The sequence below is a fragment of the Pseudomonas sp. P2S-1 genome, assembly GCF_057197725.1.
Genome location: NZ_CM170068.1, coordinates 1639682 through 1665391, shown reverse-complemented (window position 1 = coordinate 1665391; position 25710 = coordinate 1639682). Strand labels below are relative to the sequence as shown.

At 65.4% G+C, this 25710-nt stretch carries 18 protein-coding genes; 8 read left to right on the top strand and 10 right to left on the bottom strand.

What is annotated here, in order from left to right; all coding sequences use genetic code 11:
* Nucleotides 1–12 precede the first annotated feature (12 nt).
* From AC2CQI_RS07375 to AC2CQI_RS07360, 4 genes are all read left to right on the top strand, one after another.
* The gene (locus AC2CQI_RS07375; RefSeq protein WP_484579727.1) at nucleotides 13–783 is read left to right on the top strand and encodes a DotU family type IV/VI secretion system protein; all 771 of its coding nucleotides are present in this window, start codon (nucleotides 13–15) and stop codon (nucleotides 781–783) included.
* A complete protein-coding gene (locus AC2CQI_RS07370) occupies nucleotides 780–4589 on the top strand; it encodes a type VI secretion protein IcmF/TssM N-terminal domain-containing protein (RefSeq protein ID WP_484579726.1) in 3810 nt (1269 codons plus the stop codon). Before AC2CQI_RS07375 ends, AC2CQI_RS07370 begins: the two co-directional genes overlap by 4 nt.
* A complete protein-coding gene (gene tssA / locus AC2CQI_RS07365) occupies nucleotides 4586–5674 on the top strand; it encodes a type VI secretion system protein TssA (protein WP_484579725.1) in 1089 nt (362 codons plus the stop codon). Before AC2CQI_RS07370 ends, tssA begins: the two co-directional genes overlap by 4 nt.
* Before the next feature lie 144 nt (nucleotides 5675–5818).
* The gene (locus tag AC2CQI_RS07360; RefSeq protein WP_075805026.1) at nucleotides 5819–6022 is read left to right on the top strand and encodes a DUF1737 domain-containing protein; all 204 of its coding nucleotides are present in this window, start codon (nucleotides 5819–5821) and stop codon (nucleotides 6020–6022) included.
* On the opposite strand, the gene AC2CQI_RS07355 is transcribed toward AC2CQI_RS07360, so the two are convergent.
* The 8 genes from AC2CQI_RS07355 to AC2CQI_RS07320 all read right to left on the bottom strand — a co-directional run bounded on the left by AC2CQI_RS07355 (nucleotide 6012) and on the right by AC2CQI_RS07320 (nucleotide 15506).
* Nucleotides 6012–6641, bottom strand: coding sequence for a LysE family translocator (locus AC2CQI_RS07355; RefSeq protein ID WP_075805027.1), 630 nt, complete (start codon nucleotides 6639–6641; stop codon nucleotides 6012–6014). The genes AC2CQI_RS07360 and AC2CQI_RS07355 overlap by 11 nt on opposite strands.
* Nucleotides 6642–6786: 145 nt before the next feature.
* Nucleotides 6787–7083 (bottom strand): DUF3144 domain-containing protein, encoded by a 297-nt coding sequence (locus tag AC2CQI_RS07350; protein WP_484579724.1) that lies wholly within the window; start codon nucleotides 7081–7083, stop codon nucleotides 6787–6789.
* A 60-nt stretch (nucleotides 7084–7143) separates the two neighbouring features.
* Nucleotides 7144–7824, bottom strand: a complete 681-nt coding sequence (locus AC2CQI_RS07345) for a phytanoyl-CoA dioxygenase family protein (protein ID WP_484579723.1) — start codon at nucleotides 7822–7824, stop codon at nucleotides 7144–7146.
* 122 nt (nucleotides 7825–7946) lie between these two features.
* Nucleotides 7947–9563, bottom strand: coding sequence for a hypothetical protein (locus AC2CQI_RS07340; RefSeq protein WP_484579722.1), 1617 nt, complete (start codon nucleotides 9561–9563; stop codon nucleotides 7947–7949).
* A gap of 70 nt (nucleotides 9564–9633) precedes the next feature.
* Nucleotides 9634–12156, bottom strand: coding sequence for a TonB-dependent siderophore receptor (locus tag AC2CQI_RS07335; RefSeq protein ID WP_484579721.1), 2523 nt, complete (start codon nucleotides 12154–12156; stop codon nucleotides 9634–9636).
* Between the two features lie 121 nt (nucleotides 12157–12277).
* Nucleotides 12278–13246 carry a DUF4880 domain-containing protein gene (locus AC2CQI_RS07330; protein ID WP_484579720.1) on the bottom strand — a complete coding sequence of 323 codons (969 nt, stop codon included), beginning with the start codon at nucleotides 13244–13246 and terminating at the stop codon, nucleotides 12278–12280.
* Nucleotides 13243–13752 carry a sigma-70 family RNA polymerase sigma factor gene (locus AC2CQI_RS07325; RefSeq protein ID WP_075805032.1) on the bottom strand — a complete coding sequence of 170 codons (510 nt, stop codon included), beginning with the start codon at nucleotides 13750–13752 and terminating at the stop codon, nucleotides 13243–13245. The genes AC2CQI_RS07330 and AC2CQI_RS07325 overlap by 4 nt, the downstream gene beginning before the upstream one ends.
* Before the next feature lie 200 nt (nucleotides 13753–13952).
* Entirely contained in the window at nucleotides 13953–15506 is a 1554-nt protein-coding gene (locus AC2CQI_RS07320) for a histidine kinase famiy protein (RefSeq protein ID WP_484580594.1), read from the bottom strand.
* Nucleotides 15507–15740: 234 nt separating this feature from the next.
* Here AC2CQI_RS07320 and yddG point away from each other — a divergent pair, with 234 nt between their 5' ends.
* A complete protein-coding gene (gene yddG, locus AC2CQI_RS07315; RefSeq protein ID WP_075802303.1) occupies nucleotides 15741–16631 on the top strand; it encodes an aromatic amino acid DMT transporter YddG in 891 nt (296 codons plus the stop codon).
* Nucleotides 16632–16659: 28 nt separating this feature from the next.
* Nucleotides 16660–17562: a LysR family transcriptional regulator gene (locus AC2CQI_RS07310; protein WP_484579719.1), complete on the top strand. Its 903-nt coding sequence runs from the start codon at nucleotides 16660–16662 to the stop codon at nucleotides 17560–17562.
* A 139-nt stretch (nucleotides 17563–17701) separates the two neighbouring features.
* Here AC2CQI_RS07310 and AC2CQI_RS07305 read toward each other — a convergent pair whose 3' ends face one another.
* Entirely contained in the window at nucleotides 17702–18883 is a 1182-nt protein-coding gene (locus tag AC2CQI_RS07305; RefSeq protein WP_484579718.1) for an iron-containing alcohol dehydrogenase, read from the bottom strand.
* A 69-nt stretch (nucleotides 18884–18952) separates the two neighbouring features.
* A complete protein-coding gene (locus AC2CQI_RS07300; RefSeq protein WP_075802306.1) occupies nucleotides 18953–20437 on the bottom strand; it encodes an APC family permease in 1485 nt (494 codons plus the stop codon).
* 373 nt (nucleotides 20438–20810) lie between these two features.
* On the opposite strand from AC2CQI_RS07300, the gene mqo reads away from it, so the two are divergent.
* Complete coding sequence (gene mqo, locus AC2CQI_RS07295; protein ID WP_484579717.1) at nucleotides 20811–22475, top strand: malate dehydrogenase (quinone); 1665 nt, start codon at nucleotides 20811–20813, stop codon at nucleotides 22473–22475.
* 696 nt (nucleotides 22476–23171) lie between these two features.
* Nucleotides 23172–25706 carry a bifunctional diguanylate cyclase/phosphodiesterase gene (locus AC2CQI_RS07290; protein ID WP_484579716.1) on the top strand — a complete coding sequence of 845 codons (2535 nt, stop codon included), beginning with the start codon at nucleotides 23172–23174 and terminating at the stop codon, nucleotides 25704–25706.
* Nucleotides 25707–25710: the final 4 nt, after the last annotated feature.

Below are 25710 nucleotides of genomic sequence, written 5' to 3'. Positions count from 1 at the left end.
GTAGGGAAGCCTATGCCAGAAGGGATTGCCGTTTCGCGTTATCGCGGCGTGCAGGATGCGCCCCTGACCAGTGCCTTTCGCCAGGCCTGGCAGGAGTGGGCGCAGGCCTGGGACGAGCTGGACAAGCGCGGCCAGGACCACGACGCCCTGATCGACCAGGTGGTCGAGCTGTCGACTGCTGCTACCCGGCGCCTGTGGCGCACGGCCTTTGCCAGCGTCGGTGACTCGGCGCCGCTGCAGATCAAGTCGATGGTCTATGCCTTCGTCGCCCTGGTCGACGAGACCCTGCTGTTCGCCGACTGGCCCGGCCAGCCGGCCTGGCAGGAGCGTCCGCTGGAACTGCGCCTGTACAGCAGCCGCCAGGCCGGCGACCGCCTGCCGGTGGAGATCAAACGCCTGCTCGACGAGCAGGCGCCCACCAGCCAGGACCTGGGCAATGTCTACCTGCTGTGCATGATCCTCGGCTTCCACGGTCGCCTGCGTGGTCCCGCAGGTGAGGCGCTGCACGCCAAATGGCGGCATGCGCTGTTCAACTTCACCCGCCAGCGCGACCCGGACTATGCCAATGTCAGCGCGCTGCTGGCCGAGCCGGCCAGTGTCCGTCCGCAGCAGTTGCCGCCTCGCGAATCCATGGGCGACGGCCTGCGCCTGGGGCTGCTGATCCTTGGCGTGAGCCTGCTGCTGATCGCGGCCGGGCATCTGTTCTGGCGCGATATCGGCCAGGAACTGGCGCCGGTGCTGCACCTGGCCACCCCGCATCAGGTCCAGGAGCCGATTTCATGAGTCTGTCCGTCGTGGCCTGGGTGGTCGGCATCCTCCTTGTCCTGCTGCTGGTCGTGCTGCTGGCGCTGTGGCTGCGCAACCGCAATGGCGCGATGGTGCGCAGCTTCTACCTGGCGGTGCGCCAGATGGAACACGAGCAGGGCGTCAGCGATCGTTACCAGGCGCCGTGGCTGTTGATGCTCGGTGACGAGGTCGAGGGCAAGCGCCTGTGCGCCGACTGGAACCTTAATCCCGTGGACAAGCCGGCCTGGTTCGGCCGCTGGTGGGCGGACCCGAGCGGCGCGGTGCTGGTGGTACCGCAGGCGCTGTTCATGCCCGGTGAAGGGATGAAGCAGGCCAGTGGCTGGTGGAACCTGATCGGCCTGCTCCTGCGCCTGCGTTCACGGCGCCCGCTGGACGGGGTGATCTGGACCATCGCCGCCGCCGACCTGCTCGATGCCGACCGCGCCGCGACCCTGGGTCTCGACGCGCGCCGGCGCTTTATCGATCTGCTGCAACGCCTGGGCTGCAGCCTGCCGGTGTATGTGCTGGTCACCGGCATGGACGAAGTGCCGGGCTTCCAGGAACTGGCCCGGGCCTTGCCGGACGCGGCGCGCAAACAGGCGCTGGGCTGGTCGTCGCCGCATCCGGCGGATGCCGCCTGGCAGTCGCAGTGGACCGACGACGCGGTGGATGGCATCAGTCATGCGCTGTCCGAAGCGATCGTGCAGATGGGCACCCTGTCGGGGCAACTGAGCAACGACCTCGATACCCTGCCGCAGCGGTTCGAAGGCATGCGGCGCAACCTGCAGATGCTCCTGTGGCCGGTGTTCCAGGGCAACACCCATGGCGAGGCGCCGGCCCTGCGCGGCCTGTACTTCACCGGCGCCCAGGCTTTGCCGGGCGAGGCCGGGGCCTTGAGCGCGCTGGACCAGCCGCTGGTGCAGAACGTCTTCAGCCACGGCCTGTGGCAGCAGCGCATCAATGCCGAGCGCGGCCTGGCCCGGCCGATCCCGCGCCTGTTGCAACTGCGCCAGCGCTGGCAGCGGGTGGCGGCGGTGAGCGCGGCGCTGGTCGGGGTGGTCTGGGCCATTGCCATGGTCTGGGTCTGGCGCGATTCCCTGCGCGATGCCGGCGAGCTGTCGCGGCTGCTGCAGAACGCACAGAACGATTACATCGCCATCCCTGACGACAGTCACCGCCAGGAACTGACCCGGCACAACGTGCAGAGCTTCTGGAACGTGCTGGAGCGCGCACCGCGCTGGCACTTCACCTCGCTGGCCTATCCGACCTCGTGGTTCTCGTCGCTGGACGATGACATGGACCGGGTCCTGCAGCACACCGCCATGAGCCATATGCAGCAGCCGATCCACGACCTGCTGCAGGCCGAGCTGCGCGATGTCCTGGCCATTGCCGAGGTCACCCGCCGCGCCGGCGCGCCCCAGGGCGGTGATCCGGCGCAATGGCCGAGTTACCTCAAGGCCCGCGAGCTGGTGCACAAGGTGCTGCGCCTGGAGCAGGCCGCCAGCCTCTACGGCCAGGCCCAGGCCAACCAGAAAACCCCGCTGGACCAGTTGATCCCGCTGAGCAACCAGGCCCTGGACATGAACCTGAATGTCGGGACCCTGCCCAACGAGCGCTACTACAACCGCCTGCTGGTCAACCAGGGCATCAGCCCGCTCAAGCCGCTGGACCTGGCGTTGTATCGCAGCACTATCCAGGGCAATTTCAACCAGTTGATGGAAAACTGGCTGGGGCATTACTTCCGCACCGACGGCTATGTGGTCTCGGCCGGTTACCTCAAGCTCTATCTCGACCGCCTGGAGAACGGCGCCGGGCAGACCCTGCGCGAGCTGGAGCATATGGACTCGCTGATCGAGGACCTGCAATCGGCCATCGACCTGACCAACTCCACCTGGAGCCGCGGCAAGGGCCAGGACCTGGTTGCCGGCTACGGCGACCTGCTGGAGAAGATCCGCCAGAGCAAGCTGCTCGGCCCGGCGATCGCCGACGAGACCGAGCGCCAGGCCGAACAGATGCAGTACGCGTTCAAGGAGCAATGGATCGCCCAGGGCTCGTCGAGCCGTAACCTGCTGGTGCAGAACGCCGCCGGGCAACTGGCCCTGCAGGAGCGTATCGTCCATCTGCAAAGCGCCATCAACCTGTTGCTCAAGCGTGACTTCGTCGCCCGCGCCCTGCGCGAGGACGCGACGGGCGAGGCGACGCCGCTGAGTCATGTCGACAGCGAGGGCCTGCGCCTGGCCCAGAGCTATGCCGACAGCTACAAGCAGTACTCCCATGAGTCGCTGGCAGGCATTCCGCCGGTCTACCGCAATGCCCTGCTCAAGACGGCCGAAACGGTCGCGGGCGATGCCATGTGGGCCAGCCTCAATCGCCAGGCCGCCGACAGCGAGCTGCTGGGCACATCGACCTTCCAGGTGCGCCCCGACCAGGCCCTGGCGGTGCACCGCGCCTTGATCCAGCTGCAGCGGCCGGACCTGGCCAGCGGCCTGCAAAGCGCCCTCAACCAGAGCGCCCTGGCCGATATTTCCCAGGCGATCGACGCGGTGTTCCAGCAGCCGGTGTTCCGCGACCGTGCCGACATCCAGCAATGGGACGGCAGCAAGGACTTCGGCTTGCGCCTGTTCCGCGCGGTGGACGCACAGGACCTGAAAGGCAGCCTGGACCAGCAGTTCGCCGTGATCACCGCGATCACCGAACAGGCGGCCCCGGCCAAGGACTGGTTGATGACCCAGTTGCCGAGCCTGAACCTGACCGAGTCGGAGCTGGTCAGCCGTTTCAACTCGCTGGGTGAGGAGATGGTCAAGTACAAGGCGCAGAATCCGTCCAGCTCCCCGGCGCTGATCACCCAGTTGATCGTGCGTGACTTCAACGACATGGACCAGGCCAGTTGCCTGAAGATCCTCGGCTCGGCCACCGCCCCCCATGCTAGCGGGCAACTGACCCAGCGCTGGGTCAGCCTGCAGCAGGCTGCCCTGCAGCGTTGCCAGTACCTGCAGCGGCAGAGCGTGGCCAGTGCCTGGAACGAGCTGGCCGGCTACTTCAACCAGTACCTGGCCGGGCGTTTCCCGTTCGCCGTTGACCGTCATGCCCCGGACGCCGATCCGGCGCGGGTCCAGTATTTCCTCACCCTGATCGACAACCGCCTGCCCCAGGCGCGGGATGGCCTTGGCCTGCTGAGCGTGCGTGAGCGTGCCGCGGCCGCTGAATTCCTCGACCGCATCGCCCTGGCGCGGCCGTGGCTGGGGGCGATGCTGGTGCGCGACAAGGCCGGGTTGTCCGGGATCGACATGGAAGTCACCTGGCGTACCGACCGTGACAGCGAGCGCGGAGCCGACCAGGTCATCGCCTGGAGCCTGGAAGCCGGCAATCGCCAGATCGTCTGGCCGGGGGATGACCAGGTCCTGCACTGGAGCCTGGGCCAGACCCTCAACCTGCGCCTGCGCTGGGCCCGTGACGGTACCCAGCGGCCGGTCAACGACCCGGTGCAGCAGCAACTGCATGTCAGTGGCCTGGAAGCCGAATGGCAATACCAGGGGCCGTGGGCGCTGTTGCGCATGATGGCGGCGCACAGCTCGCTGCTGCGCCAGCCGAACGTCGACTACACCGAATTCCCGCTGAGCCTGGAAGTGCCCGTGCACGCCCAGCCCGAAGAGGAAAACCAGACCCAGATGTTCCTGCGCCTGTCGCTGATGAGCCAGGGGGGCAAGGCCCCGCTGTCGATTCATCCGCTGCCGGTTCAGGCACCGCTGTCCCCCCTAGGCTACGCACCGCGTGGCGTGGCGATTTCAGGAGATTACCCATGACCATTCCCGGCTTTTCCAAGCGGGTCAGCGAACTGCTCGAGCCCATTTCCGCCAATGCGCCCTGTGGCGTCGATGTGACTTACGACGGGGCGTACGACCGGATCAAGGAGCTGCGCCGCGAAGATGACACCAGCCTGCCCACGGGCGTCTGGTCGACCAGCGAGGTCAAGCGCGCCGAGTGGGAGAAGGTCCAGCTGATTGCCAGCGAGGTCATCAAGACCCGCAGCAAGCACCTGATGATTGCCGCCTGGCTCGGTGAGGCCTGGTTGCACCGTGAAGGCCTGAAGGGTGTGGCGGATGCCCTGGCGCTGATCGGCGGCTTGTGCGAACGCTACCCCGACGATCTCTACCCGCTACTGGAGGATGACTATGGCCACCGCTCCGCCCCCTTGATCTGGATGGCGCGGCGTTACGACGAAGTCCTGCATACGCGGATGCACCTGTTCCCCGAGGTCGTGCCGGATATCGGCAACTTCAACCTGTACACCTGGCAGCAGATGAAACAGCGCCAGGTGCAGATCAACGACAGCAAGCCGGCCAAGGTCGCTGCCGAAGCGGCCCAGGCGTTGCAGAAAAAGGTCAACGAAGAGGTGCGACGCACACCGGTCACCTGGTGGCTGGAGGGCGTGAAGGCGCTGGAAACCGCCAAGGCGCAACTGCTGCTGCTCGATGGCTGGTGCGACCGCAACCTGGGCGGCGAAGGGCCTTCGTTTACCAAGCTGCGCAAGCAGCTGGAGAACCTGGAAGCCCTGCTGCGCGAGTTCGTCGCGATGCACCCGCCGCAACTGTTGCCGCCCGAGCCTGAGCCCGAGCCTGAGCCGGAAGTGGAGAGACCCCGTGCCGACCTGGCGGCTGTCATCGAGCCGCGGGTTCCCTTCGCCGAGCCGCGCACCCGTGATGAAGCCTACCGGCAGTTGCTGGTGATTGCCGACTACCTGGCGCGCACCGAACCCCACAGCCCGGTGCCGTACCTGATCAGGCGCGGGGTGGAGTGGGGCAACAAGCCGCTGCGCGAGCTGCTGTCGGAGTTGATCAACTCGGACGCCGAGGCGCGGCGCTTGTGGACGTTGCTGGGGGTTCTCTAATACAGCGGCGATGCGGTCCCTGGCTGGAATGTGGACCCTGTGGGGCTTGCCAGCGATTGCTGCAGTGAATTCACCATTGCAATCGCTGGCAAGCCAGCTCCCACAGGGGTGATATGCTGCGTCCTTTTCCAGCCAGGACCTCTCATGAGCGCCACCACTCCCGACGGCCTGCCGGTCTACCGCCTGATCACCGGCAAGGACGATTCTGCCTTCTGCAAACGCATCTCCGAACTGCTTGCCCAGGGCTACCAACTGCATGGCTCACCCACCCTGACCTACGACCCGCAGCAGCAAAGCGTGATCGCCGGCCAGGCGGTGATCTGGGCCGGCAGCAAGGTCAGCGACTGAAGATCCGCTGCACGCCCAACAGCACCAGCGCGCCACCGGCCACGCCGTTGATCCAGCGCTCGATCCGCAGGTACAGCCCGCGCAACCGCGAAGTACCGAAGACCATCCCCAGCCCCACATGCCAGGCGAACGACAGCACGCCGATCAGCACCACGGTCACCGCGTAGAACCACAGCGGCGGATGGGCCGGGAAGATCGCGGCGAAGGCGCTGGTCCAGAACGCCGCGCCCTTGGGGTTGGTCACGCAGGTCAGCAGGCCGGTGCGAAAGGCCGCCAGGCGCGAGCCGTCGAGCTGCGGCTGGTCGATGGCGGCGCTGCGTGGCGCCGGATGGAAGGCCGACCAGAGCAGGCGGGCGCCATACCAGACCAGGTAGCTGGCGCCGAGCAGACGCACCGCCGAGGACAGCCAGGGATGCTGCGAGAGCAGGGTCGCCAGCCCGGCGATCGAGACGATGACCCAGAACACCGAGCCGGTGCCGATGCCGAAGGCCACATAGCGGGCATCGCGACGGCGCTGACTCAGGGCCATCTGGCTGAGGATGAAGAAGTTCGGCCCGGGGCTGGCGAGGACCGCCAGGTAGATGCCGGTGATCAGCAGTAGGGAATAGAGGTAGGTCATGGTCGCGGCCGGGCAGGAGGAGTGACCTCGATGGTGCACCAACTCCCCTTGCCAGTTCCAGCCTCATCACCGGGAACGCCACGGACCCTGTGGGAGCTGCGGTTCGGCGCCCCGACTTGCCAGCGATGAGGCCGGTAGCGACAACTCAGTCCTTGCTGCCCAGCATGTACTGCTCGAAATGCTTGATGTGATCGTCGAGGTTGTCCTCGAGCATCATCCGGTACTGCTCGCTGAAGTACTTCACCAGCTCTTCCCGCGCCGCCGCCATCTCGGCCCCGGACTTGAAGCTGCGGGCGCTCATCCAGGCGTTGAAGCGCGACGCGCCGAAGGTCATCGAGGCGCTGACCTTGCCCAGGTCCTCGAGGCGTTCGATCTGCTGGTTGGCCAGGTCGATATGGGCGTCGGCACGGTCGTAGAAGGCTTGGTCGGTAGCTTGGGACATGGCAGGGCCTGAAGGGCTGGAAATCGGACCGGCGATTGGACCACGTTTGCCAGCCCGACGCTATGCGTCGGGCAAGGCGTAGTCGGTCGGCTCGAAGCGCTCGCTGCAGTCCATGCTCACATTGCGCAACGCCGCCGTCTGCCGGTAGCTGTCATGCAAGGGCTCGGCACAGTAGGTGATCAGTAGCGAACGCCGCCGCGCACCGGACGGATTGAGGCTGGCCGCATGCACCAGGTCGGCGTCGAACACCAGCAGGTCGCCGGCACTGCCGGACATCTGCACGCTGCGGCTTTCGTCACTGGAGTCGAAGGGCGGTTCGTCCGTTTCATAGCGGTGGGTACCGGGTACCAGGCGCGTCGAGCCGTTGTGCGGGCCGTAGTCGTCGAACCAGGCCATGACGATCACCGTGTCCCCGGGCCGCTGTCCCCACATGTCCCGGTGCAGAGACTGGTGGCCACCCCCGGCCAGGGGCTCGCGACCCTCGACCTGGGCGAGAAAGAAACGCTCGTCGATCATTGCGCCGACCGCCGCCAGCAAAGCCGGCAAGCGGCACAGGGCCTGGATGCGCGGGTGTTCATCGAGCAGCGAATGCCGCCAGTCCTGGCCACGGGGAACCGGCCAGTCGCGGGACTCCAGGACGCCGTCGTCGAAGACCTTGCGCAGTTCTTCCAGCCAGTCGGCCGGGATCGCCTGGGGCATAAGGAGGTAACCGTCTCGACGGAGTTGCTCGCGGGGACTCATGGTGGCTCGGCATTCCTTGTCGTGCGGCACATTGATCATGCCCGGGGCTCAGCCGGCATCCTGCCCCCGGGTCGCTTGTTGTCAATTTGATATCGGTCGGCCGGGGCCGGTATTGTCCTGGATCACGCCCGGATGGCGTTGGTGTCACCTTGCAGCCACCACTGATTGCGCTTGTCCGCCAACTGCGACTCCAGTACCGACACACCCTTGTCGCGCATCGAAACCCGTTCACGCTGCAGCACGTCCGTCAGCAAACCGAGCAGGTTGCGGGTCTGCGAGGTCGACTTCGGCGTATTCGTTTCACTGGTCAGCACGCCATCGACATAGCTGCGCACGCGCTCGTTCTGGCTGGCCTGCTGCGTGGCACTGGCCTCGACCAGGCGGTTGTCCTTGTTGAAGCCCAGGCGCGTGCTGCTTTTCGCTTCGTCGGTGACCTCGTGGTAGCGGTAGTTCTGCGATTTGTAGTCGGTGCCCAGGGCCAGCGGCACCTGCGGGTTGGCCCCGACATGCCAGGCGGCGCTGAGCTTCGATTGCTGGTCCTGCTGGATCGAACGGCTGGACAGGGCCTTGCCCTGGGCCGTGGTGCTTTGCGAGACGCTGTAGTCGAAGCGATCGGTTTCCGTTGGCAGCAGCGGATTGACCGACTTCGCGGTCTGGCCGATCGAGGCCTTGAAGTCGGCCAGGCCGCTGAGCAGCAGGCGGTCGGTCTTGCCGGAAATTGGCCCGGCACTCTCGGCCTGTTTGGCGTCATCCACGCTGTTGAGCTGGACGAAGGCCTCCTTGAACAGGTTCATCAGGTCCTTGTCGCCATTGCCACGCTTGCGCGCGGCGTCGAACTGTTCGAGGTAGTTGCCGATCGCCGCCTGGCGTTGGCCGCTACTGCCGAGCAGGCTGCTGTCATGGGTGTCGAGGTCGAGCTTGAAGTTGCCCGACGGGCCCTGCAGGCTCAGGTTGCGCGCCTTGTCATCGAGGCTCAGGTCGAAGACCTGCGGTTCGCCGCTGGCGGTTTGCAGCGAGGCGTTCATCTTCAGCGAGCTGAACAGGTTGCTATCGAACTTGACCAGGCCATCCAGCTTGAGGCTCGGCGGTTCCTTGGCCAGGCCGTCGATGGCCGCCTGGAAACCGTCGGCCAGGTCGGCCAGGCCCTTGAGTTCGTAAGCGTTGAGCTCGCCGCCCTCGACCTCGGCGCTGACCGCCAGGCCATGCTCGTCGCTGGCCAGGGACAGGGTGATGGTGGCCCCGGAGGCGGTAGTCAGGCTCAGGCTGATGGCATTGGCCGGCGCCTGGCGCAGGCTCTCGCCGCGCAGCTTGAGAGCCGCTGCGCTGGGCTCGGTGCCTTCGGCGTAGCGGAACACCGATTGCGAGACGGACTGGCCGCCCTTGAGTGCCAGTTGCTCGATCAGTGCGGCCCCCACGCCCTGGAAGCGCTCGCTGTTGGACGAGCCCTGGATGCCGGTCAGCAGGCTGACGCTGAGCTTGTCGACGCTGTCCTGCTCCAGGGCATAGCTGGCCGAGGCGCTGCTGCTGCGCGAGGAATAGGTGTAGCCGTCGCTGTCGTTGCGGGTCTGGCCCAGGGTGACATTGCTGGTGCTGACCACGGCTGGCGCCTGCACGCTGCTGGCGCTCGGCGTGGTGGTGTTCTGCGGTGCGGTGTAGACCGGCGTGATTCGCAATCCTGCGCTGATCGGGTTCATCTTGGGGCCCGTGATGTCCATGGAGATGCCAGGGTTATCGGCCATCACGGGAGAAGCTTGAGTGCCCCGGGCGCCGATGCCCTTCGGCGCCCGGGAATTCCCTGCGGGTTGGCGGTCAGTCGAACTCACCACGCAGGGTCAGGGTGAAGTTGCGCGGCTCGCCGTAGTAGTTGCCGTACTCCGAGGTCCCGACGCTCTCGTAGTAGCGACGGTCGAACAGGTTGTTGCCCTTGAGCGCGACGGTCCAGTTCTGGTCAACCTTGTATTCCACCAGGGCGTCATACACCGCGTAGCCGGACTGGCTGAAGTCATAGGCGCGGCTGTCGATGGTGTTGCCCTGCGCGTCGAAGCGGTAGGCCTGGCCGGACACGTAGGTCGGGCTCTGCGCCGTGACGCCGCCGCCGACCCGTACCGCCGACAGCGCACCGGGCAGGGTGTAGACGCTCCAGAGCTTGAACAGGTGCTTGGGCGTGATGGTGCTGTAGAGGGTTTCCTCGGTGTTGTTCTGCACGCGGTTGTAGGTGTAGCCGGCGAGCACTTCCCAGCCCGGGGCGATCTCGCCGCTGGCTTCCAGGTCGATACCCTTGCTGACGATCTTGTCCTGGGCCAGGTAGCAGCAGGCGCTGCTGTAGCTGAAGGCCGGGTCGGGATAGGCCGGGTCGATTGCCGCCTGGTGCTCGCGGGTGGTGTAGAACAGCGCAGCGCTGACGTTCAGCGCGCCGCCCAGCAGCTCACCCTTGATCCCTGTTTCGTAGGTCTTGCCGGTCATCGGCTCGATGGAGGTCGCGGCGTCTTCCGGGCCCTTGAGTTTCTGCGCCTGGGGCTTGAACACCTCGCTGTAGCTGACGTAGGCCGACCATTGATCGTCGAGGGCGTAGATCAGGCCGCCGTAGGGCACCAGGGTGGTGGGTTCGCGGTCGGAGACGCGGTCCTGCAGTGTCCATGGGCCGGTGCCGTTGCTGTTGCGCATGCTGTAGGCCTGCTCGAACTTGTAGCGCTGGGCACGCGCGCCGAGTACCAGCTTGAGCGGGTCGCTCAACTGCAGGCGCAGGGTCGAGTAGACGCCGTACTGCTCGCGGGTGTTCGGGGAATAGTCCCGCCAGAAGGCATGGTTCGATTCGTCGCTGGACAGCGGCGTGGCGCTGGGGTCCCAGAGGTCGATCAGGCCGCCCTTGCCGACCATACCGCCCGCCGCGCGCCAGCGGCTGGTGACCTTCTGGTAATCGGCACCGAGCAGCAGTTCGTGGCGGCGGCCGAAGGCATCGAAACCACCGGACAGATTAATGTCGAACACCGATTGCTCGCTCCAGCTCGACACGTAGCTGCCCCACCAGTACGGACCGGTGTTGGTCGTCTCGTCCACCGAGCCATAGGGGATCACGCCTTCGGTGGTGGAGCCGTTGTGGTTCCAGGTGTAGGAGGTGTTGAGCTTCCAGTCGTCGTTCAGGTAGTGGTCGACCTTGGCAAACCACTCGCGGGTGAAACTGTCGTTCCAGGCCTGGCTGGTGGTGTACCAGGTGTGCCGCGGCAGGTGCACGTCGCCGCCGGTGCTGTAGCGCGGCAGGCCGTCGCCGGTGCCGTTCTCCTTGACCTTGTCGTAGCTGCCGCCGACGGTCAGCAGGGTGTCGGCGCCGAGATCCGCTTCGAGGATGCCGTACAGCAGCGGCTTCTCGGTGCTGCGGTTGTCCATGAAGTACTGGCGGTCGGTGTAGGCCGCGACCAGGCGCCCGCGTAGTGCGCCGTCGAAGGCCAGCGGGCCGGTCACATCGACCTCGCTACGGTAGTTGTCCCAAGAGCCGGCGGAGGTATTGAGCTTGAGCTGGTAGTGGTCGAGGGGGCGCTTGCGCACCAGGTTGACGATGCCCCCCGGATCGCCGGTGCCACCCAGCAGGCCGCTGGCGCCGCGCAGGACCTCGACGTGGTCGTAGGAGGCCAGGTCATACATGCGGTCGCTGTAGAAGGTACCGACCCCGGTACCGATATCCATGGGCGCGGCACCATCGATCTGCACGTTGTCGATGCCGAAACCGCGGGAGTAGAACTGCTTGGAGTGGTAGGTCGAGCTGCGCGTGGTGATACCCGGTGCCAGCTTCATGGCTTCGGGCAGGTTGGTCATGCGCTGGTCCTCGATGACCTTGTTGGTGATCACCGAGACGCTTTGCGGGGTGTCCTTCAGGCTGACCGGGGTCTTCGAACCGATGCTGACCAGGCTGGTGGTATAGGCGCCGGAGTTCTCGGTCATCTCGCCCATGCCCTGGCCGCTGATGGTGGTTACGCCCAGCTCCAGGCTGCCGCTGGCAGGACGCTCGACCAGGCGGTAGCCGGCGCCATCGCTGATGGCTTGCAGGCGGGTGGCGACGAGGATCCGCGCCAGGCCTTCGCTGACCGAGTATTCGCCGTCAAGGCCATCGCTGCGCAGGCCGGCGGTCAACGCCGAGTCCACGCCGATCATCACCCCGGCCTGCTGCCCGAAGGCACCGAGGACGCTGTCCAGGCTGCCGGCCGCAATCCGGTAGCTGCGGGTCTGTTGCTGGCTGCTGCTGTCGGCGGCGAACAGCGGCTGGCTGGCGCTGCCCAGGGTGGCGCCGAGCAGGGCCAGGCGCAGGGCAAGGGCAAGAGGAGAAGGGCGTGTATGCATGAAGACGATCCGTTGGGTTGGCAGGGGAAAGGGCGCTGTTTTTCAGCGTTCTGCCTGTCTTGATGCGCGAGACGGAAAAAACTGCCGGGTATCGCGAATTATTTTTATTTGAGTGCAGGATTCAGGCAGGCAGCACCGTCGTCCAGAGACCGAGCACCCGCTCTACCCTGATCGGCAACATGCGTGTCAGCAGCTCCAGGCTGGCCTCGGGATGCTCCAGCGAGTACGACCCGGAGACCGCCAGCCCGGCCACTTCCGGCGCGCAACGCAGCACGCCGTGGCGATAGCGGTCGAGGTGGGCGAGGAGCAGGCCCAGGGGCATGCGCTCCACCACCAGCAGGCCGTTGCTCCAGGCCAGGTCGGTGCTGCTGACGGGTGCCTGTGGCGACGCCTGTGCGTTGCTAAAGCGCAGTTGCTGTCCGGCGCCGAGCATCAGCCGGTCGCCCTGGGCGAGTTGCAGCGTGGCGCTGCCGGAGAAGACCTGGAGCTGGGTGCCATGCACGCCCGGCAGGTCTCGGCCGATGACCAACTGGCTGGACGCTCCGGGCATGACCCAGCCGCCCTGGGTACGGATGCGCAGGGCGGCTTGCGGGCCGGTGCTGATCAGCACGCGGCCGAGGTTGAGGCTCAGGTCGCCCGCCTCCTGGTCCAGCGCGGTGCGGGTATCCAGTTGCAGCGTCGTGCCGCCGGCCAGTTGCAGGCGCTGGCGCTGGCCAGTGCCAGTGCGGTAGTCGCTGAACAGCTCCGGCAGCACGCTGCGTTCGCGTACCCCGGCGCCGGCCGCGGTGAGCAGGGCCAGGCCGGCGATACCCTTGAGCAGGGTCCGTCGGGAGCTGCCGCTGCGGGCCCGCAACAGGCTGCGGGCGCTGGCTGGCGCCAGGTTACGGGTGTTCTGGCGCAGGTCCTGGTTGAGGCCGGCGAGGCGTTGCCAGGCCAGTTCATGGGCAGCGCTCTGCGCGCGCCAGGCGTCGCAGGCCAGGCGCTCGTCGTCGCTGCTGACCCCGGATTGCAGGAGCACCATCCACTGTAGCGCCTGCTCCAGCACCTGCTCGTCGATGGCTTGGCGGTCCAGTGGCTGGAAGGCTTTCACAGGTCGTAGACCGAGGCGTAGCAGGTCCGGTAGGCCTTGAGCATGGCCTTCTGCACCACGTTGACGCTGATGCCGAGCTGTTCGGCGATCTGCGGATAGGTCAGGCCATCGAGCTGCGACAACAGGAAGATCTCCCGCACCCGGCTGCCCAGACCGTCGAGCACCCGGCCCACGGCATCCAGGGCTTCGAGGACCAGCAGGCGGGTTTCCGCTGACGGTACCTCCTGCTGATCGAGGGCGGCCAGGGATTCCAGATAGGCATTTTCCAGGGCACGGCGGCGGAAGAACTCGGCGCACAGGCGGCTGGCGACGGTCGCCAGATAGGCCCGGGGTTCGCGCAAGGAGGGCAGTGTGTCCTGGCGCATCAGGCGCACGAAAGTGTCCTGCGCCAGGTCCTGGGCCTGCTGGTGATTGCCCAGCTTGCGCCGCAGTAACTGAACGATCCAGCTGTGGTGGGCGACGTAGAGTTCACCGATGGCGTGGTGCGGGGACGCGGGGGAGGGCATGCGCGCGGTTCCAGGTTCGAAGTTGTCGAATGGTGCGCATGGTAATACTTCTCATTAACCCTGTTGCAACTAAATTCTGTACACGGACCCTGTGGGAGCTGGCTTGCCAGCGATAGGGCCCTGGCTGACAAAGATGTTACCAGTGCCTGCCTCATCGCTGGCAAGCCAGCTCCCACAGGGACCGTGTCGACAGGACCTTTTCAGATCCCGCCCGGCGAATCCAGCACCTGGCGAATCTTGCGCGCCAGGTCATGGGGCAGGTACGGCTTGGAAATCACCTCGAATTCCGACCCGCCGATATCCGTGCGCTCGATGGAGTTCTCGGCATAGCCGGTGGTCAGCAGCACCTTGATCGCCGGGTGACTGCGCCGCACCTCCCGGGCCAGCATCACGCCGTTCATGCCCCCGGGCATGATCAGGTCGGTGAACAGCAGGTCATAGCGCTCGCCACCTTCGAAACGCTTCAGCGCCTCGCGGGCGTTGAGTACCAGGTCGGCCTGGTAGCCGTAGTCCTCCAGTACCATCTTCGCCAGTTCCGCAACATCCGGGCGGTCTTCGACGATCAGTACGCGCTCGTGCCCGTTCTTCGCCTCGGCGGTCTGGCGCCGCTCCAGCGGCAGCACGGCGCCGCTGTCCATCGGGAAGTACAGGCGCAGGGTGGTGCCGATACCTTCCTCGGTATAGATCCGCGCCGTGCCCCCGGATTGCTTGGCAAAGCCATAGACCATCGATAGCCCGAGCCCGGACCCCTTGCCTTCTTCCTTGGTGGTGAAAAAGGGGTCCATGACCCGGTCGCGGATGCTTGCCGACATGCCGATGCCGTTATCGGTGATCGCCAGGCTGACGTAATGCCCCGGCAGCAGCCCGTCGTAGGAGGTAGTGGCGAGGTCGCGCACGGTGACGTTGCGGGTTTCGATGAAGATTCGCGGCTTTTCCCGGCCGATCAAGGCATCCCGCGAGTTGATGAAGATGTTCAGCAGGGCGACTTCCGCCTGGGTCGGGTCGATGCGGCAGTTCTTCAGGCTGTGTTCGAGGTCGTATTCCACCTGCACGCCAGCGCCGAAGGTGCGGGTGACCAGCGGGCGCACGGTGTCCACCAGCTGGTTGAGGTTGAGCACCCGGCCTTGCAGCTTCTGCTTGCGCGAGAACGCCAGCAATTGCTTGGTCAGGGTGCTGGCCTTGTCCACTGCCGAGCGGGCGTGGAAGGTGCTGCGGCGGATGCGCTCCATGTCCGGCGCGGGCTTTTCCGCGGCGGTGCGGATCAGGTCGATATAGCCGCCCATGACCTGCAGCAGATTGTTGAAATCATGGGCGATGCCGCCGGTCAACTGGCCCAGGGCTTCCATCTTCTGCGACTGGTGCAGCGCGTCCTCGGCATCCCGGCGGCGGCTGACATCCAGTTGCGAGGCGAAGAAATAGATCAGTTCGCCTTTCTCGTTGAAGATCGGCGAGATGAACAGCGCGTTCCAGAACGAGCTGCCGTCCTTGCGGTAATTGAGGATCTCGGTGGAAAAATCGTAGCGTCCCTCGACGGCGTCGCGGATGGCATCGACCACTTCCGGATCGGTGTCCGGCCCCTGGAGAAAGCGGCAATTGCGCCCGACGATCTCTGCCGAGACATAGCCGGTCATGTCGAGGAAGGCCTGGTTGGCGAAGATGATCGGATTGTCCGGAGCATTGGGGTCGGTGACGATCATCGGCATGCGCGTGGTTTCCACCGCTGCGAAGAAGATGTCCTTGGGATGGCCGGAGATGTCTGCGGTCGAGGAATCGTCGACGCGGGTGGGGGTGTTGGGCACGGGGTGGTCCTTGTGTAAGCCTGCTCTTGAATGCAGACAGCGGCGATGGCGCTTTGGTTGCTTGCTGGTGTCGGACTTGTTGTGCACAGGTGCGCAATGGCCATTTCCAGCCATCCCCAGGTCCGTCCCAACCGGTCTGTCTCGCGGCTTCTACGCTAGAATCGCGCTCTTTTTGCCAAGGAAACCTCCATGACTGTCATCGGCCCCCGGGCCGCCACCGCCTGTGGCCTGCTTGCCATCCTGCTGTGGAGCACCGCCTCCGGCCTGATCCGCAGCATCAGCCAGATGTTCGGCCCGCTGGGTGGCGCGGCCCTGATCTATTCCTTGGGCACCGTGTTACTGGTCCTGTTGCTGGGGCGTCCGCGCCTGCGTTCAGTGCCGCGGCTGTACCTGTGGCTCGGCACTGCGCTGTTCGTCGCCTACGAAATCTGCCTGTCCCTGGCCCTGGGGTTTGCCAGCGACGCCAACCAGGCCATTGAAGTGGGCATGCTCAACTACCTGTGGCCCTGCCTGACCGTTGTTCTGGCGATCTTCATGAACGGCCAGCGCGCACGCTGGCTGATCGTGCCGGGCAGCGTGCTGGCCTTGACCGGGGTGGTCTGGGTGGTCAGCGGCAATGGTCTCTCAGTGGCGCGAATCCTCGCCAATGTCGGCAGCAACCCGTTGAGTTATGGCCTGGCCCTGAGCTGCGCGATCACCTTCGCCCTGTACTGCAACATCACCCGCCGCTATGCCAACGGGCAGAACCTGGTGGTGCTGTTCTTCTTCCTGACGGCCTGCCTGCTGTGGATCAAGTACGCCTTCAGCAGCGAGCATCTGCCGGCGTTCACGCTCGGCAACAGCGTCGAGCTGTTCGCTGCCGGCGTGGCCATGGCCGGTGGCTATGCGTTGTGGAACCTGGGCATCCTGCGCGGCAACCTGACCTTGCTGGCCACCGCGTCGTACTTCTCCCCGGTGCTGTCCTCGGCTTTTGCCGCCGTGTGGCTGGGGGCGCAACTGAGCGGGCAGTTCTGGCAGGGCGCGGTGCTGGTGGTGATCGGCTCGCTGCTGTGCTGGCAGGCGACGCGGCAGGTACACTGAGGGTCCTTTTTCCTGGTTGTTGCCCGCCATGCTCCGTACCGTCACCGACCTTGATCTGCGCCTGCTGCGCATCTTCACCACCGTGGTGCGCTGCGGCGGTTTCACCGCAGCACAGGCCGAGCTGAACATGAGCCAGTCGAATATCAGCATGCAGATCGGCAGCCTGGAGCAGCGCCTGGGTTATCGCCTGTGCGAACGCGGCAAGGGCGGCTTTCGCCTGACGGCCAAGGGCAAGCGCATCCTCGACGCGTCGCAGACCATGTTCGAGGCCATCGGGCTGTTTCGCGACGAGGCCCAGGGGCTGTCGGGCAACCTGGTGGGGGATCTGTATGTGGGCATGGCGGACAACGTCGCGACCTTGCCCGAGGCACGCTTCGGCGAAGCCTTGGCGCGCTTTCACGGGCGTGAGCAGGACGTGCAGTTGAACCTGTACGTCAACTCGCCGACCGAGCTGGAGCTGGCGGTGATCGACGGGCAACTGGACCTGGCGGTGTCCTATTTCAGTCGCTCGCGGCCGAGCCTGGAGTACCTGCCGCTGTATACCGAGGAGATCGGGGTGTTCTGCGGTGACCGGCATCCGCTGTTCAACGAGGCCGAGCCGGACCTGCAGCGGATCGCCGCGTGCAACTGGATCAGCCACGGTTTCCTGCCGGAAAACCAGGAACTGCCGCTGCGCCCCGAACGCAGCCGGGCCACCGCCTTTCATATGGAGGCGGTGGCCCATGCGGTGCTGGCGGGGACGCACCTGGGCTATCTGCCGACCCACTATGCGCAGATCTGGATCGAGCGCGGGCGGATGCGTGCGCTGCAGCCGCAGCACCTGAAGTACGAGGTGGTGCACAGCATGATCACCTATAACGGCCGGCCCAGGAGCGAGGCGGCGCGGGCGTTTGTCGAAGATCTGCTGGCGGTGCATGGAGTAGAAGGATAAGGAGGGAAGTTCTTCAGCGTTTTCCCGGGCCTCATCGCTGGCAAGCCAGCTCCCACAGGTACAGCGGTGCTCTCAAGAACACTGGTGAACCTGTGGGAGCTGGCTTGCCAGCGATGAGGCCGGTAGCAGCACTACAAATCTATTTTAGAAACCCACCCACCGCATTCCGATAGATCCGCGCATAGTCCGAAGCCCCCAGCGCCAGCGCATTGGTCTCCGACGACGAGATATCCGCCACCGCCAGCTCACCTATCAACGCTGCATCCTCGCCACTCAACCCCAGCTCGGCCAGCGTCGCCGGAATCCCCACCCGCGCCCGCAACTCCAGTACCCAGGCCAGCAATCCATCGAAGCTGCTGTCCTCAAGCTGCAGATACCGCGCCAGCCGCGCTGCATCCCCTTCGATGGCACTGCGATTGGCCACCAGCACATAGGGTAGCAACACCGCATTCAGAAGCCCGTGATGCAGGTGATGCCGCGCCCCAAGCGGATGGGCGAGGGCATGCACGCCTCCCAGGCCTTTCTGGAAAGCCACGGCCGCACTGGCCGAGGCAATCAGCATGCCTTCCCGGGCAACCAGGTCATTGCCATCACGCACGGCATTCTCCAGATGCAAGCGAACCAGCCGCACACCTTCCACGGCAATCCCCGCCGACATCGGATGGCACAGCGGCGAGAACAGCGCTTCAAGGTGGTGGGTGAGGGCGTCCATGCCGGTGGCCGCGGTAAGTTTCGCCGGCAGGCCAGCGGTCAGGCGCGGGTCGAGGATCACGCTGCGGGCCAGCAATTCGCGGTGCCCGATCACCTTCTTCACGCCTTGCGCGGTATCGGTCAGCACCGCCTCGCGGCCCAGCTCCGAGCCGGTACCGGCAGTGGTGGGAATGGCGATCAGCGGCGGCAGGTCCAAGGCCGGGTAATCGGCCAGGGTCGGATAATGCTCCAGCATCTGCGCCCATTCGAAACGCTCGAGCCCCTGCGGATCGCGGCTGAGCAGGGCGATACCCTTGGCCGCGTCGAGGGCGCTGCCACCCCCCAGGGCAATCAGCGAGTCATGCTTGCCCGCCGCGAAAACCTCGGCCCCGGCGCGGACTTGCTCCAGGCTCGGGTTGCCCGACAACCCATGGAACAGCGCGTAAACGACGCCCGCTGCCTGCAGATGCTCACGCACCGCCCGCAGCGGTGGCAGCTCCAGCATGCCGGGATCGGTCACCAGCAACGGCCGGCGCATCCCGGCCAGGGCGCAACGCTCGGCCAGCACGCTCAGCGCATCGACGCCGCAGAAGATTTCGGTGGGGTAGTTCCAGTAATGAATCATGCTCAATTCCTGTTTTCAGGCATGCCTCGTCCCGCCGGCCAGCACACCGGTGACGGGACAAGGAAGGGAAGGGGATCAGTCGACGGCGCGACCGGCAAAGCTGAGGCTGGTGGCGATCCGCCGATGAGGCTTGGCGATTGCCAGGTAGCCCAGGCCGAACAGGGCCAGCGCCGAGAACACCAGCACCACCGCCCAGACCTGGAACCACGGCGCACCAGGTGGCGCCAGCAATTCCCGCGGCCAGGCCACGTTGATCGCTTCGAAGAGCAGCCAGACCACAGCGAAACAGTTGATCGCCAGGCCCTTGCGCCCCAACTGCAAGGCGCCCTTGGCCGGATCCCAGCGCCCGCTGAGACGGGCATACAGGGCGCTGACGGTAACGATCAGGAAGACAAAGAAGAAGCCGCCGCTGCCAAAGGCGATCAGGGTGCCCACGGCGGTGGCGTTCAGGCCCAGGGCCAGGCCGAGGCTGGCCAGCAGGGTGCTGCCGATCATCGCGGCCATCGGTACCTTGCGCTTGTCGACCCGGCGCAGCAGCCCCGACGCCGGCAGGATGCCGTCCCGGGCCATGCCGAAGATCGCTCGGCCGATATAGGTCTGTACCGAGACCACGCAGGCGACGAAGGCGATCAGCACGATGGCGACGAAAGGCCGCTCGGCCCAGGCGCCGAAGGCATCGGTCACTGCCGGGGTGACCGGGTCGATGATCTGCCCGCTGACCACGGCGGCCGGGTCCTTGAACGACAGGGTCACGGCAAACGCGGTGAGCATCACGGTCAAGCCCACCACCAGCATCGAGCGCAGGATCGCCCGTGGCGTGGACACCCGCGCATCGGTGGTTTCCTCGGACAGTTGCGAGCAGGCATCGAAGCCGAGGAAGGCCCAGCCGCACACGGCCATGGCGGTCAGCAACCCGCTGAAATACGAGCCCCCGGAGGCACTTTCCGCGCCCATGCTGGTGAACAGCAGCTCGAACGAGTGATTGCGGAAGAACAGCAGCAACAGCACGCCGATGCCGATGGAGGCGATGGCCTCGGCGAAGATCCCGGCGTTGACGAAGTACTTCAGCGGGTTGATGCCCAGCAGGTTCACCCCCAGGCCCAGCGCCAGCAATGCCGCCCCGCAGGCCACCTGGGCATTGGCCGAGGGCGGTTCGTCGAACAGCAGCAGGCCGAGCCAGAAGCCGCCGAGGTAGGCCACGGTGGTCAGCGAGGCCAGCGCCGCCGCCAGGTAGAGGAAACCGGTGAACCAGGCCAGGCGGTCACCCACCAGGCGGCGCACCCACTGGTAGCAGCCGCCGGCCAGGGGAAACTGCGAGGACAGCTCGGCATACACGAGGGCCACGCTCAGTTGCAGCAGCAGGCACAGCGGCACGATCCACACCCAGGACGGCCCGACGCTGATGGCGCCGAGGGACATCACCGAATAGATGCCGACAACGGGAGAGATGGTGGCGAAGCCCACGGAAAACGACGACCACAGGCTCAGGCCGCGATCCAGCTCCTGGCGGTAGCCATGGCTGGCGAGCAGGTGCTCGTCGGGATTGGACGGAACGGACATGGGGGATCCTCGGCAGGTATTGGAATTGTTATCGAGATCCGGTGCCTCTGGGGGCACTCGAGGTTCCGGCACAGGGTATGCCGGGCTTGGGTCAGGAAAAATTCATGATTGCTGCGGCCAGCATCAAGGTTTCTTGATGTTCTGCAGATGACGACTAAAGGCTGGCGGGTGTCGTTCGTGCTACTGGGAGGGACGCTGCAGCCCGGCAATACCGGGAGTCTCAGCTAACCTTTGAACTGTTCGTCGATGGCGGGCCTCGAAACCTTCGTCCCGCCGTCGAGCCACGCGCCTTGCGTGCACAAGGGCGGGCAGTCGGTCCATCGGGCAGGGAACTCAAGCCAATCACACCGGGGCTCGCCTCGTGGGAGAAGAGATGAATAACGGGATCAAATGGCGAGGTGCGCTGGTCGGCTTCGCGCTGGCATGCAGCTTTACCAGCGTCCAGGCCGCCGAGCCAAAGAAAGTCGATGTATTGCTGGTGGGCGGCGGGATCATGAGCTCGACCCTGGCCATCTGGCTCAACGAGCTGGAGCCGGGCTGGTCGATGGAAATGGTCGAGCGCCTGGACAAGGTCGCCGAGGAAAGCTCCAACGGCTGGAACAACGCCGGTACCGGGCATTCGGCCCTGGCCGAACTTAACTATACCCCGGAGAAGGACGGCAAGATCGACATCACCAAGGCGGTGGAGATCAACGAGTCGTTCCAGATCACCCGCCAGTTCCTCGCCTGGCAGGTGAAGAACGGCGTGCTCAACAACCCGCGCTCGTTCATCAACACCACGCCGCACATGAGCTTCGTCTGGGGCGATGACAACATCAGCTTCCTCAAGCGCCGCTACGAAGCCCTGCAGAAGAGCCCGCTGTTCCGCCCCATGCAGTATTCGGAAGACCCGGCGCAGATCGCCAAATGGGTGCCGCTGATGATGGAAGGCCGCGATCCGCAGCAGAAGCTGGCGGTGACCTGGACGCCGATCGGCACCGACGTCAACTTCGGCGAGATCACCCGGCAGTATGTGGGCTACCTGCAGAAACAGCAGAACTTCAGCCTCAAGCTCAACAGCGAGGTCGAGGACATCACCCGCAACGCCGACGGCTCCTGGCGGGTCGAGTACAAGAACCTCAAGGACGGGACCAGAACCAGCACCGACGCCAAGTTCCTGTTCATCGGCGCCGGTGGCGCGGCCTTGCCGCTGCTGCAGAAATCCGGCATCCCCGAGGCCAAGGACTATGCCGGCTTCCCGGTGGGCGGCTCGTTCCTGGTCACCGACAACCAGGACATCGCCCTCAAGCACATGGCCAAGGCCTACGGCATCGCCTCAACCGGTGCGCCGCCCATGTCGGTGCCGCACCTGGACACCCGGGTGCTGGATGGCAAGCGGGTGATCCTGTTCGGGCCGTTCGCCACCTTCTCTACCAAGTTCCTCAAGGAGGGCTCGCTGCTCGACCTGTTCGCCAGCATGTCGCTGCATAACACCTGGCCGATGGTGCGGGTCGGGGTGCGCGAGTTCGACCTGGTCAAATACCTGATCGGTCAACTGATGCAGAACGACGACGATCGTTTCGCCGCCCTGCAGACCTACTTCCCTCATGCCAAGAAGGAAGACTGGCGCCTGTGGCAGGCCGGGCAGCGGGTGCAGATCATCAAGAAGGATGAGCAACTGGGTGGCGTCCTCAAGCTCGGTACCGAGGTGGTGACTTCCAAGGACGGCACTATTGCTGGCCTGCTCGGCGCCTCGCCAGGTGCCTCGACCGCGCCGCCGATCATGCTCGACCTGATGCAGAAGGTGTTCAAGGACCGCCTCGCTTCATCGGCCTGGCAGGAAAAGCTCAAGCAGATCATCCCCAGCTACGGCACGCACCTGAACGACGATCCGGCGGCGGTGGAGCGGGAATGGGCCTATACCAGCGAAGTGCTGCAGCTGGCCCCGGCGCCGGGTATCGACCAGCGCCAGGACCCGGGCAATCCGCAGAACATCGACCCACTCGGGCAGAAGAGCGGCAATGCCGATCCGGATATCAACCCGGACGGGGAGGAGTAGAGGGACAACCGAAGGCCGCTGATGCGGCCTTCGGGCTTTTTGGGGATCAGATATTGCTTGTCACCGACTGGCATGGGTATCTACATATCTTTTCCGACGATCAGTGCTGACCCCGGGTCGTTTGTCGAGAGACCGCATGATGGCCACAAGGCGCAAGCCGACAGATCTCCAGCGTTCTCCAGATCGAGCGCCGCCCGCGCGGCGCATCGCCGGCAACGCCGGCTCCCACATTTGTTGCAACGCGCCATGGCCTGTGAGATCTCCTTTGCCAGCCTTTGGATGTTCGGCGATGTATCGCGGGGAGGCTGTTGGGTACGACGCGGTATCGCGTCGTACAAACAAGGCGATCACTATGGCCTGTCAGGCATAGGTACGTTGCAACAAATGTGGGAGCCGGCGTTGCCGGCGATGCGCCGCGCGGGCGGCGCTCGATCTCAAGGGCGCTGGAAAAGTCATGACAAGCACCTGTCAGCCCTGATGCAGTCTACTGAAGGGCCTTCTCGCATCAAAAGATGTGTAGATACCCATACACCGATAGGGCTCTGGAATGCGGCTGTGAAAGACTTTCGGGGCCTAAGCTAATGACCGCTTCGGGTGTCCGCCTGTCGCCCGGATTGAACAGCGGGGACCTTTCGCTCATCAGTGTTCAGGTAGACCTTTGGAGTAACGCGCAACCTCCGGCCAACGAGGACACGCATGCAATCAGGGAAGACATCCACCCCCGCAAGCCGCAGCCGCTTGACCCGGCAACTGATCTTCGGTTTTTCCGGAGCCATCCTGCTGATCCTCGCCGTCGGCCTGGCGTCTCTGTACCGCATCGTGGTCTCCCTCGACGAGCGCGAGGCGTTGCGCAGTGCCTTTCTCGCCAGCTCGGTCCAGCAGAGCCTGGAAAAATCGCAGAACAGCTACCTGCTCTCCAACGCCTTCTGGCAGGCGGCCTACGACGAGCTGGGCGTCGGCAATAACCACCAATGGGCCTACGCCGAGGACAATGTCGGCCCGACGCTGTACAGCAACGATGGCTTCGCCGGGGTCTTCGTCATCGACGAGAACACCACCAGCTACGCCATGCTCGACGGCCAGCTCAGCGATCAACCGCTGGAGGCCCTCAGCCCGGCCAGGCAACGGATCCTCGGCGAAGCGCGCAAGGCGCTGCGCGATGATCAGGCCGCTTCAGGCTATATCCGTTTTCGCGATGCCCCCGCGTTGTTCAGCGCCGCCGTCATTCGTCCACCACAGTTGCCCCATCACGTGCCCGGCCCGCAGCGGGTACTGGTGTTCATCCGCCCGCTGACGCCGGCAGTGCTGGAACCCATGGCCGCCAGCGTCGGCCTGGCCTCGTTCGCGGTCACTTCGCGGGGTGACGACCTGCCCGGGCAAGGCCGCATGCGCATGGACGACAGCGGCTATTGGCTGGCCTGGCCGGTGGAGCGTCCCGGCAGCGAGCTGGCGCTGACCGTGATGCCGCCGCTGGCCCTGGCGACCCTGTTGATTCTCCTGGCCATGGTCGCCTTCGCTCGTCAGGCCCTCAACGTCAGCGCGCGCAACGACCGCAATTACCACGAGCTGGTGGAGTCCCGCGAAGCCCTGCAGATCAGCAAGGAGCGCTTCAAGGCCGTGGCTGAAGCTGCCTCGGACTGGATCTGGGAAACCGATTCGCGGCTGAAGCTCACCTACCTGTCCGGGCGTTTTGCCGAGTTGACCGGTTATCCGGTGGAAGACTGGCTGGGCCGGCCCTTCACCCATCTGATGAGCTGTGACACCGGGCATCTGGAGCACTGGCTGGCGCAACTGGCGAACACCAACGGCACCGGTAGCCTGCGCTGCCAGTACCGTGATCATCTCGGCCAGCAGCGCATCTGCCGGCTTTCCGCGCGGCCGGTGTTTCATCACGACCAGCTCCAGGGCTATCGCGGCACCAGTTTCGATATCACCGACGAGGTCGCGGCCCACGCGCGCATCCAGCACCTGTCCCAGCACGACGCCCTGACCGGCCTGCCCAACCGCAACAAGCTGTTCGCCTTTCTCGAACAGATATTGCTGGACGGTGCGACGGAACTGGCGGTGCTGCTCCTCGACCTCGACAATTTCAAGCCGATCAACGACCACCTTGGCCATCCGGCCGGTGACGCGGTACTGATCGAAGTCGGCCGGCGCCTGGGGCGCATCACCCGGGACAGCGACCTGGTGGCCCGGCTCGGGGGTGACGAGTTCGTCCTGGTGGTCGCGCGGCCGGGCGCGCGGGAGGAGGTGGATGCCCTGTGCGAGCGGATCGTCGAGGCCCTGCGCCGCCCCATCGAGCATGACGGCCAGCACCTGCATATCGACGCCAGCCTGGGCGTGGTGCTGTCCCGCGAGCATGGCGGACAGCCCACGGACCTGATCAAGTACGCCGATATCGCCCTGTACAACGCCAAGGCCGCCGGCAAGGGCACCTGGCTGTATTTCTCGGCGCAGATGAACGATGCCTTGCAAGGCAAGCGCACCCTGGAGCGGGAGCTGGCCGTGGGTATCGAGCAGGGGCAACTGGTCCTGCATTTCCAGCCGCGCTTCCTGATCGACGGGGTCACCGTGGCCTCGGTGGAAGCGTTGGTGCGCTGGCAGCATCCGCAGCGTGGGCTGCTGGCGCCGGACGAATTCATCCCGCTGGCGGAGGAGTCGGGGCTGATCGTGCAACTGGGCAACTGGGTCCTGCGCGAGGCCTGTACCACGGCCAAGCGCTGGCCGCAGCCGGTGATGGTCTCGGTGAACATGTCGCCGGCCCAGTTCACCCGCAGCAACGTGGTCCGCGATGTGCGCGACGCCTTGCTCGACAGCGGCCTGCCGGCCCATCGGCTGGAGCTGGAGATCACCGAGAACGTGATGCTCAACGATATCGAGAATGCCCTGGCGACCATGACGGCGCTCAAGGAACTGGGCGTGCGCCTGAACATGGATGACTTCGGCACGGGTTATTCATCGCTGGGGTATCTGCGCACCTACCCGTTCGACAGCATCAAGATCGACAAGCGCTTCGTCCAGGCCCTGGGCAAGAGCGACAGCGACCGTAGCGTGGTGCAGGCGATCATCAACCTGGGCAACGCCATGGGCATGACGGTCACGGCGGAAGGGGTGGAAACCGAGCGGCAACTGGATCTGCTCAGTGCCGACCAGTGTCATGAGGTGCAGGGGTATCTGCTGAGCCGGCCGGTGGAGAATGGGGTATTGGTGGGGATGATGAAGACCGAATGAGGGC

Bases quoted from the DNA above. Each gene is read 5' to 3' on its own strand.
- AC2CQI_RS07375 (WP_484579727.1), top strand. From the start codon at position 13: ATGCCAGAAGGGATTGCCGTTTCGCGTTATCGCGGCGTGCAGGATGCG.
- AC2CQI_RS07370 (WP_484579726.1), top strand. From the start codon at position 780: ATGAGTCTGTCCGTCGTGGCCTGGGTGGTCGGCATCCTCCTTGTCCTG.
- tssA (WP_484579725.1), top strand. From the start codon at position 4,586: ATGACCATTCCCGGCTTTTCCAAGCGGGTCAGCGAACTGCTCGAGCCC.
- AC2CQI_RS07360 (WP_075805026.1), top strand. From the start codon at position 5,819: ATGAGCGCCACCACTCCCGACGGCCTGCCGGTCTACCGCCTGATCACC.
- AC2CQI_RS07355 (WP_075805027.1), bottom strand. From the start codon at position 6,641: ATGACCTACCTCTATTCCCTACTGCTGATCACCGGCATCTACCTGGCG.
- AC2CQI_RS07350 (WP_484579724.1), bottom strand. From the start codon at position 7,083: ATGTCCCAAGCTACCGACCAAGCCTTCTACGACCGTGCCGACGCCCAT.
- AC2CQI_RS07345 (WP_484579723.1), bottom strand. From the start codon at position 7,824: ATGAGTCCCCGCGAGCAACTCCGTCGAGACGGTTACCTCCTTATGCCC.
- AC2CQI_RS07340 (WP_484579722.1), bottom strand. From the start codon at position 9,563: ATGGCCGATAACCCTGGCATCTCCATGGACATCACGGGCCCCAAGATG.
- AC2CQI_RS07335 (WP_484579721.1), bottom strand. From the start codon at position 12,156: ATGCATACACGCCCTTCTCCTCTTGCCCTTGCCCTGCGCCTGGCCCTG.
- AC2CQI_RS07325 (WP_075805032.1), bottom strand. From the start codon at position 13,752: ATGCCCTCCCCCGCGTCCCCGCACCACGCCATCGGTGAACTCTACGTC.
- yddG (WP_075802303.1), top strand. From the start codon at position 15,741: ATGACTGTCATCGGCCCCCGGGCCGCCACCGCCTGTGGCCTGCTTGCC.
- AC2CQI_RS07310 (WP_484579719.1), top strand. From the start codon at position 16,660: ATGCTCCGTACCGTCACCGACCTTGATCTGCGCCTGCTGCGCATCTTC.
- AC2CQI_RS07300 (WP_075802306.1), bottom strand. From the start codon at position 20,437: ATGTCCGTTCCGTCCAATCCCGACGAGCACCTGCTCGCCAGCCATGGC.
- mqo (WP_484579717.1), top strand. From the start codon at position 20,811: ATGAATAACGGGATCAAATGGCGAGGTGCGCTGGTCGGCTTCGCGCTG.
- AC2CQI_RS07290 (WP_484579716.1), top strand. From the start codon at position 23,172: ATGCAATCAGGGAAGACATCCACCCCCGCAAGCCGCAGCCGCTTGACC.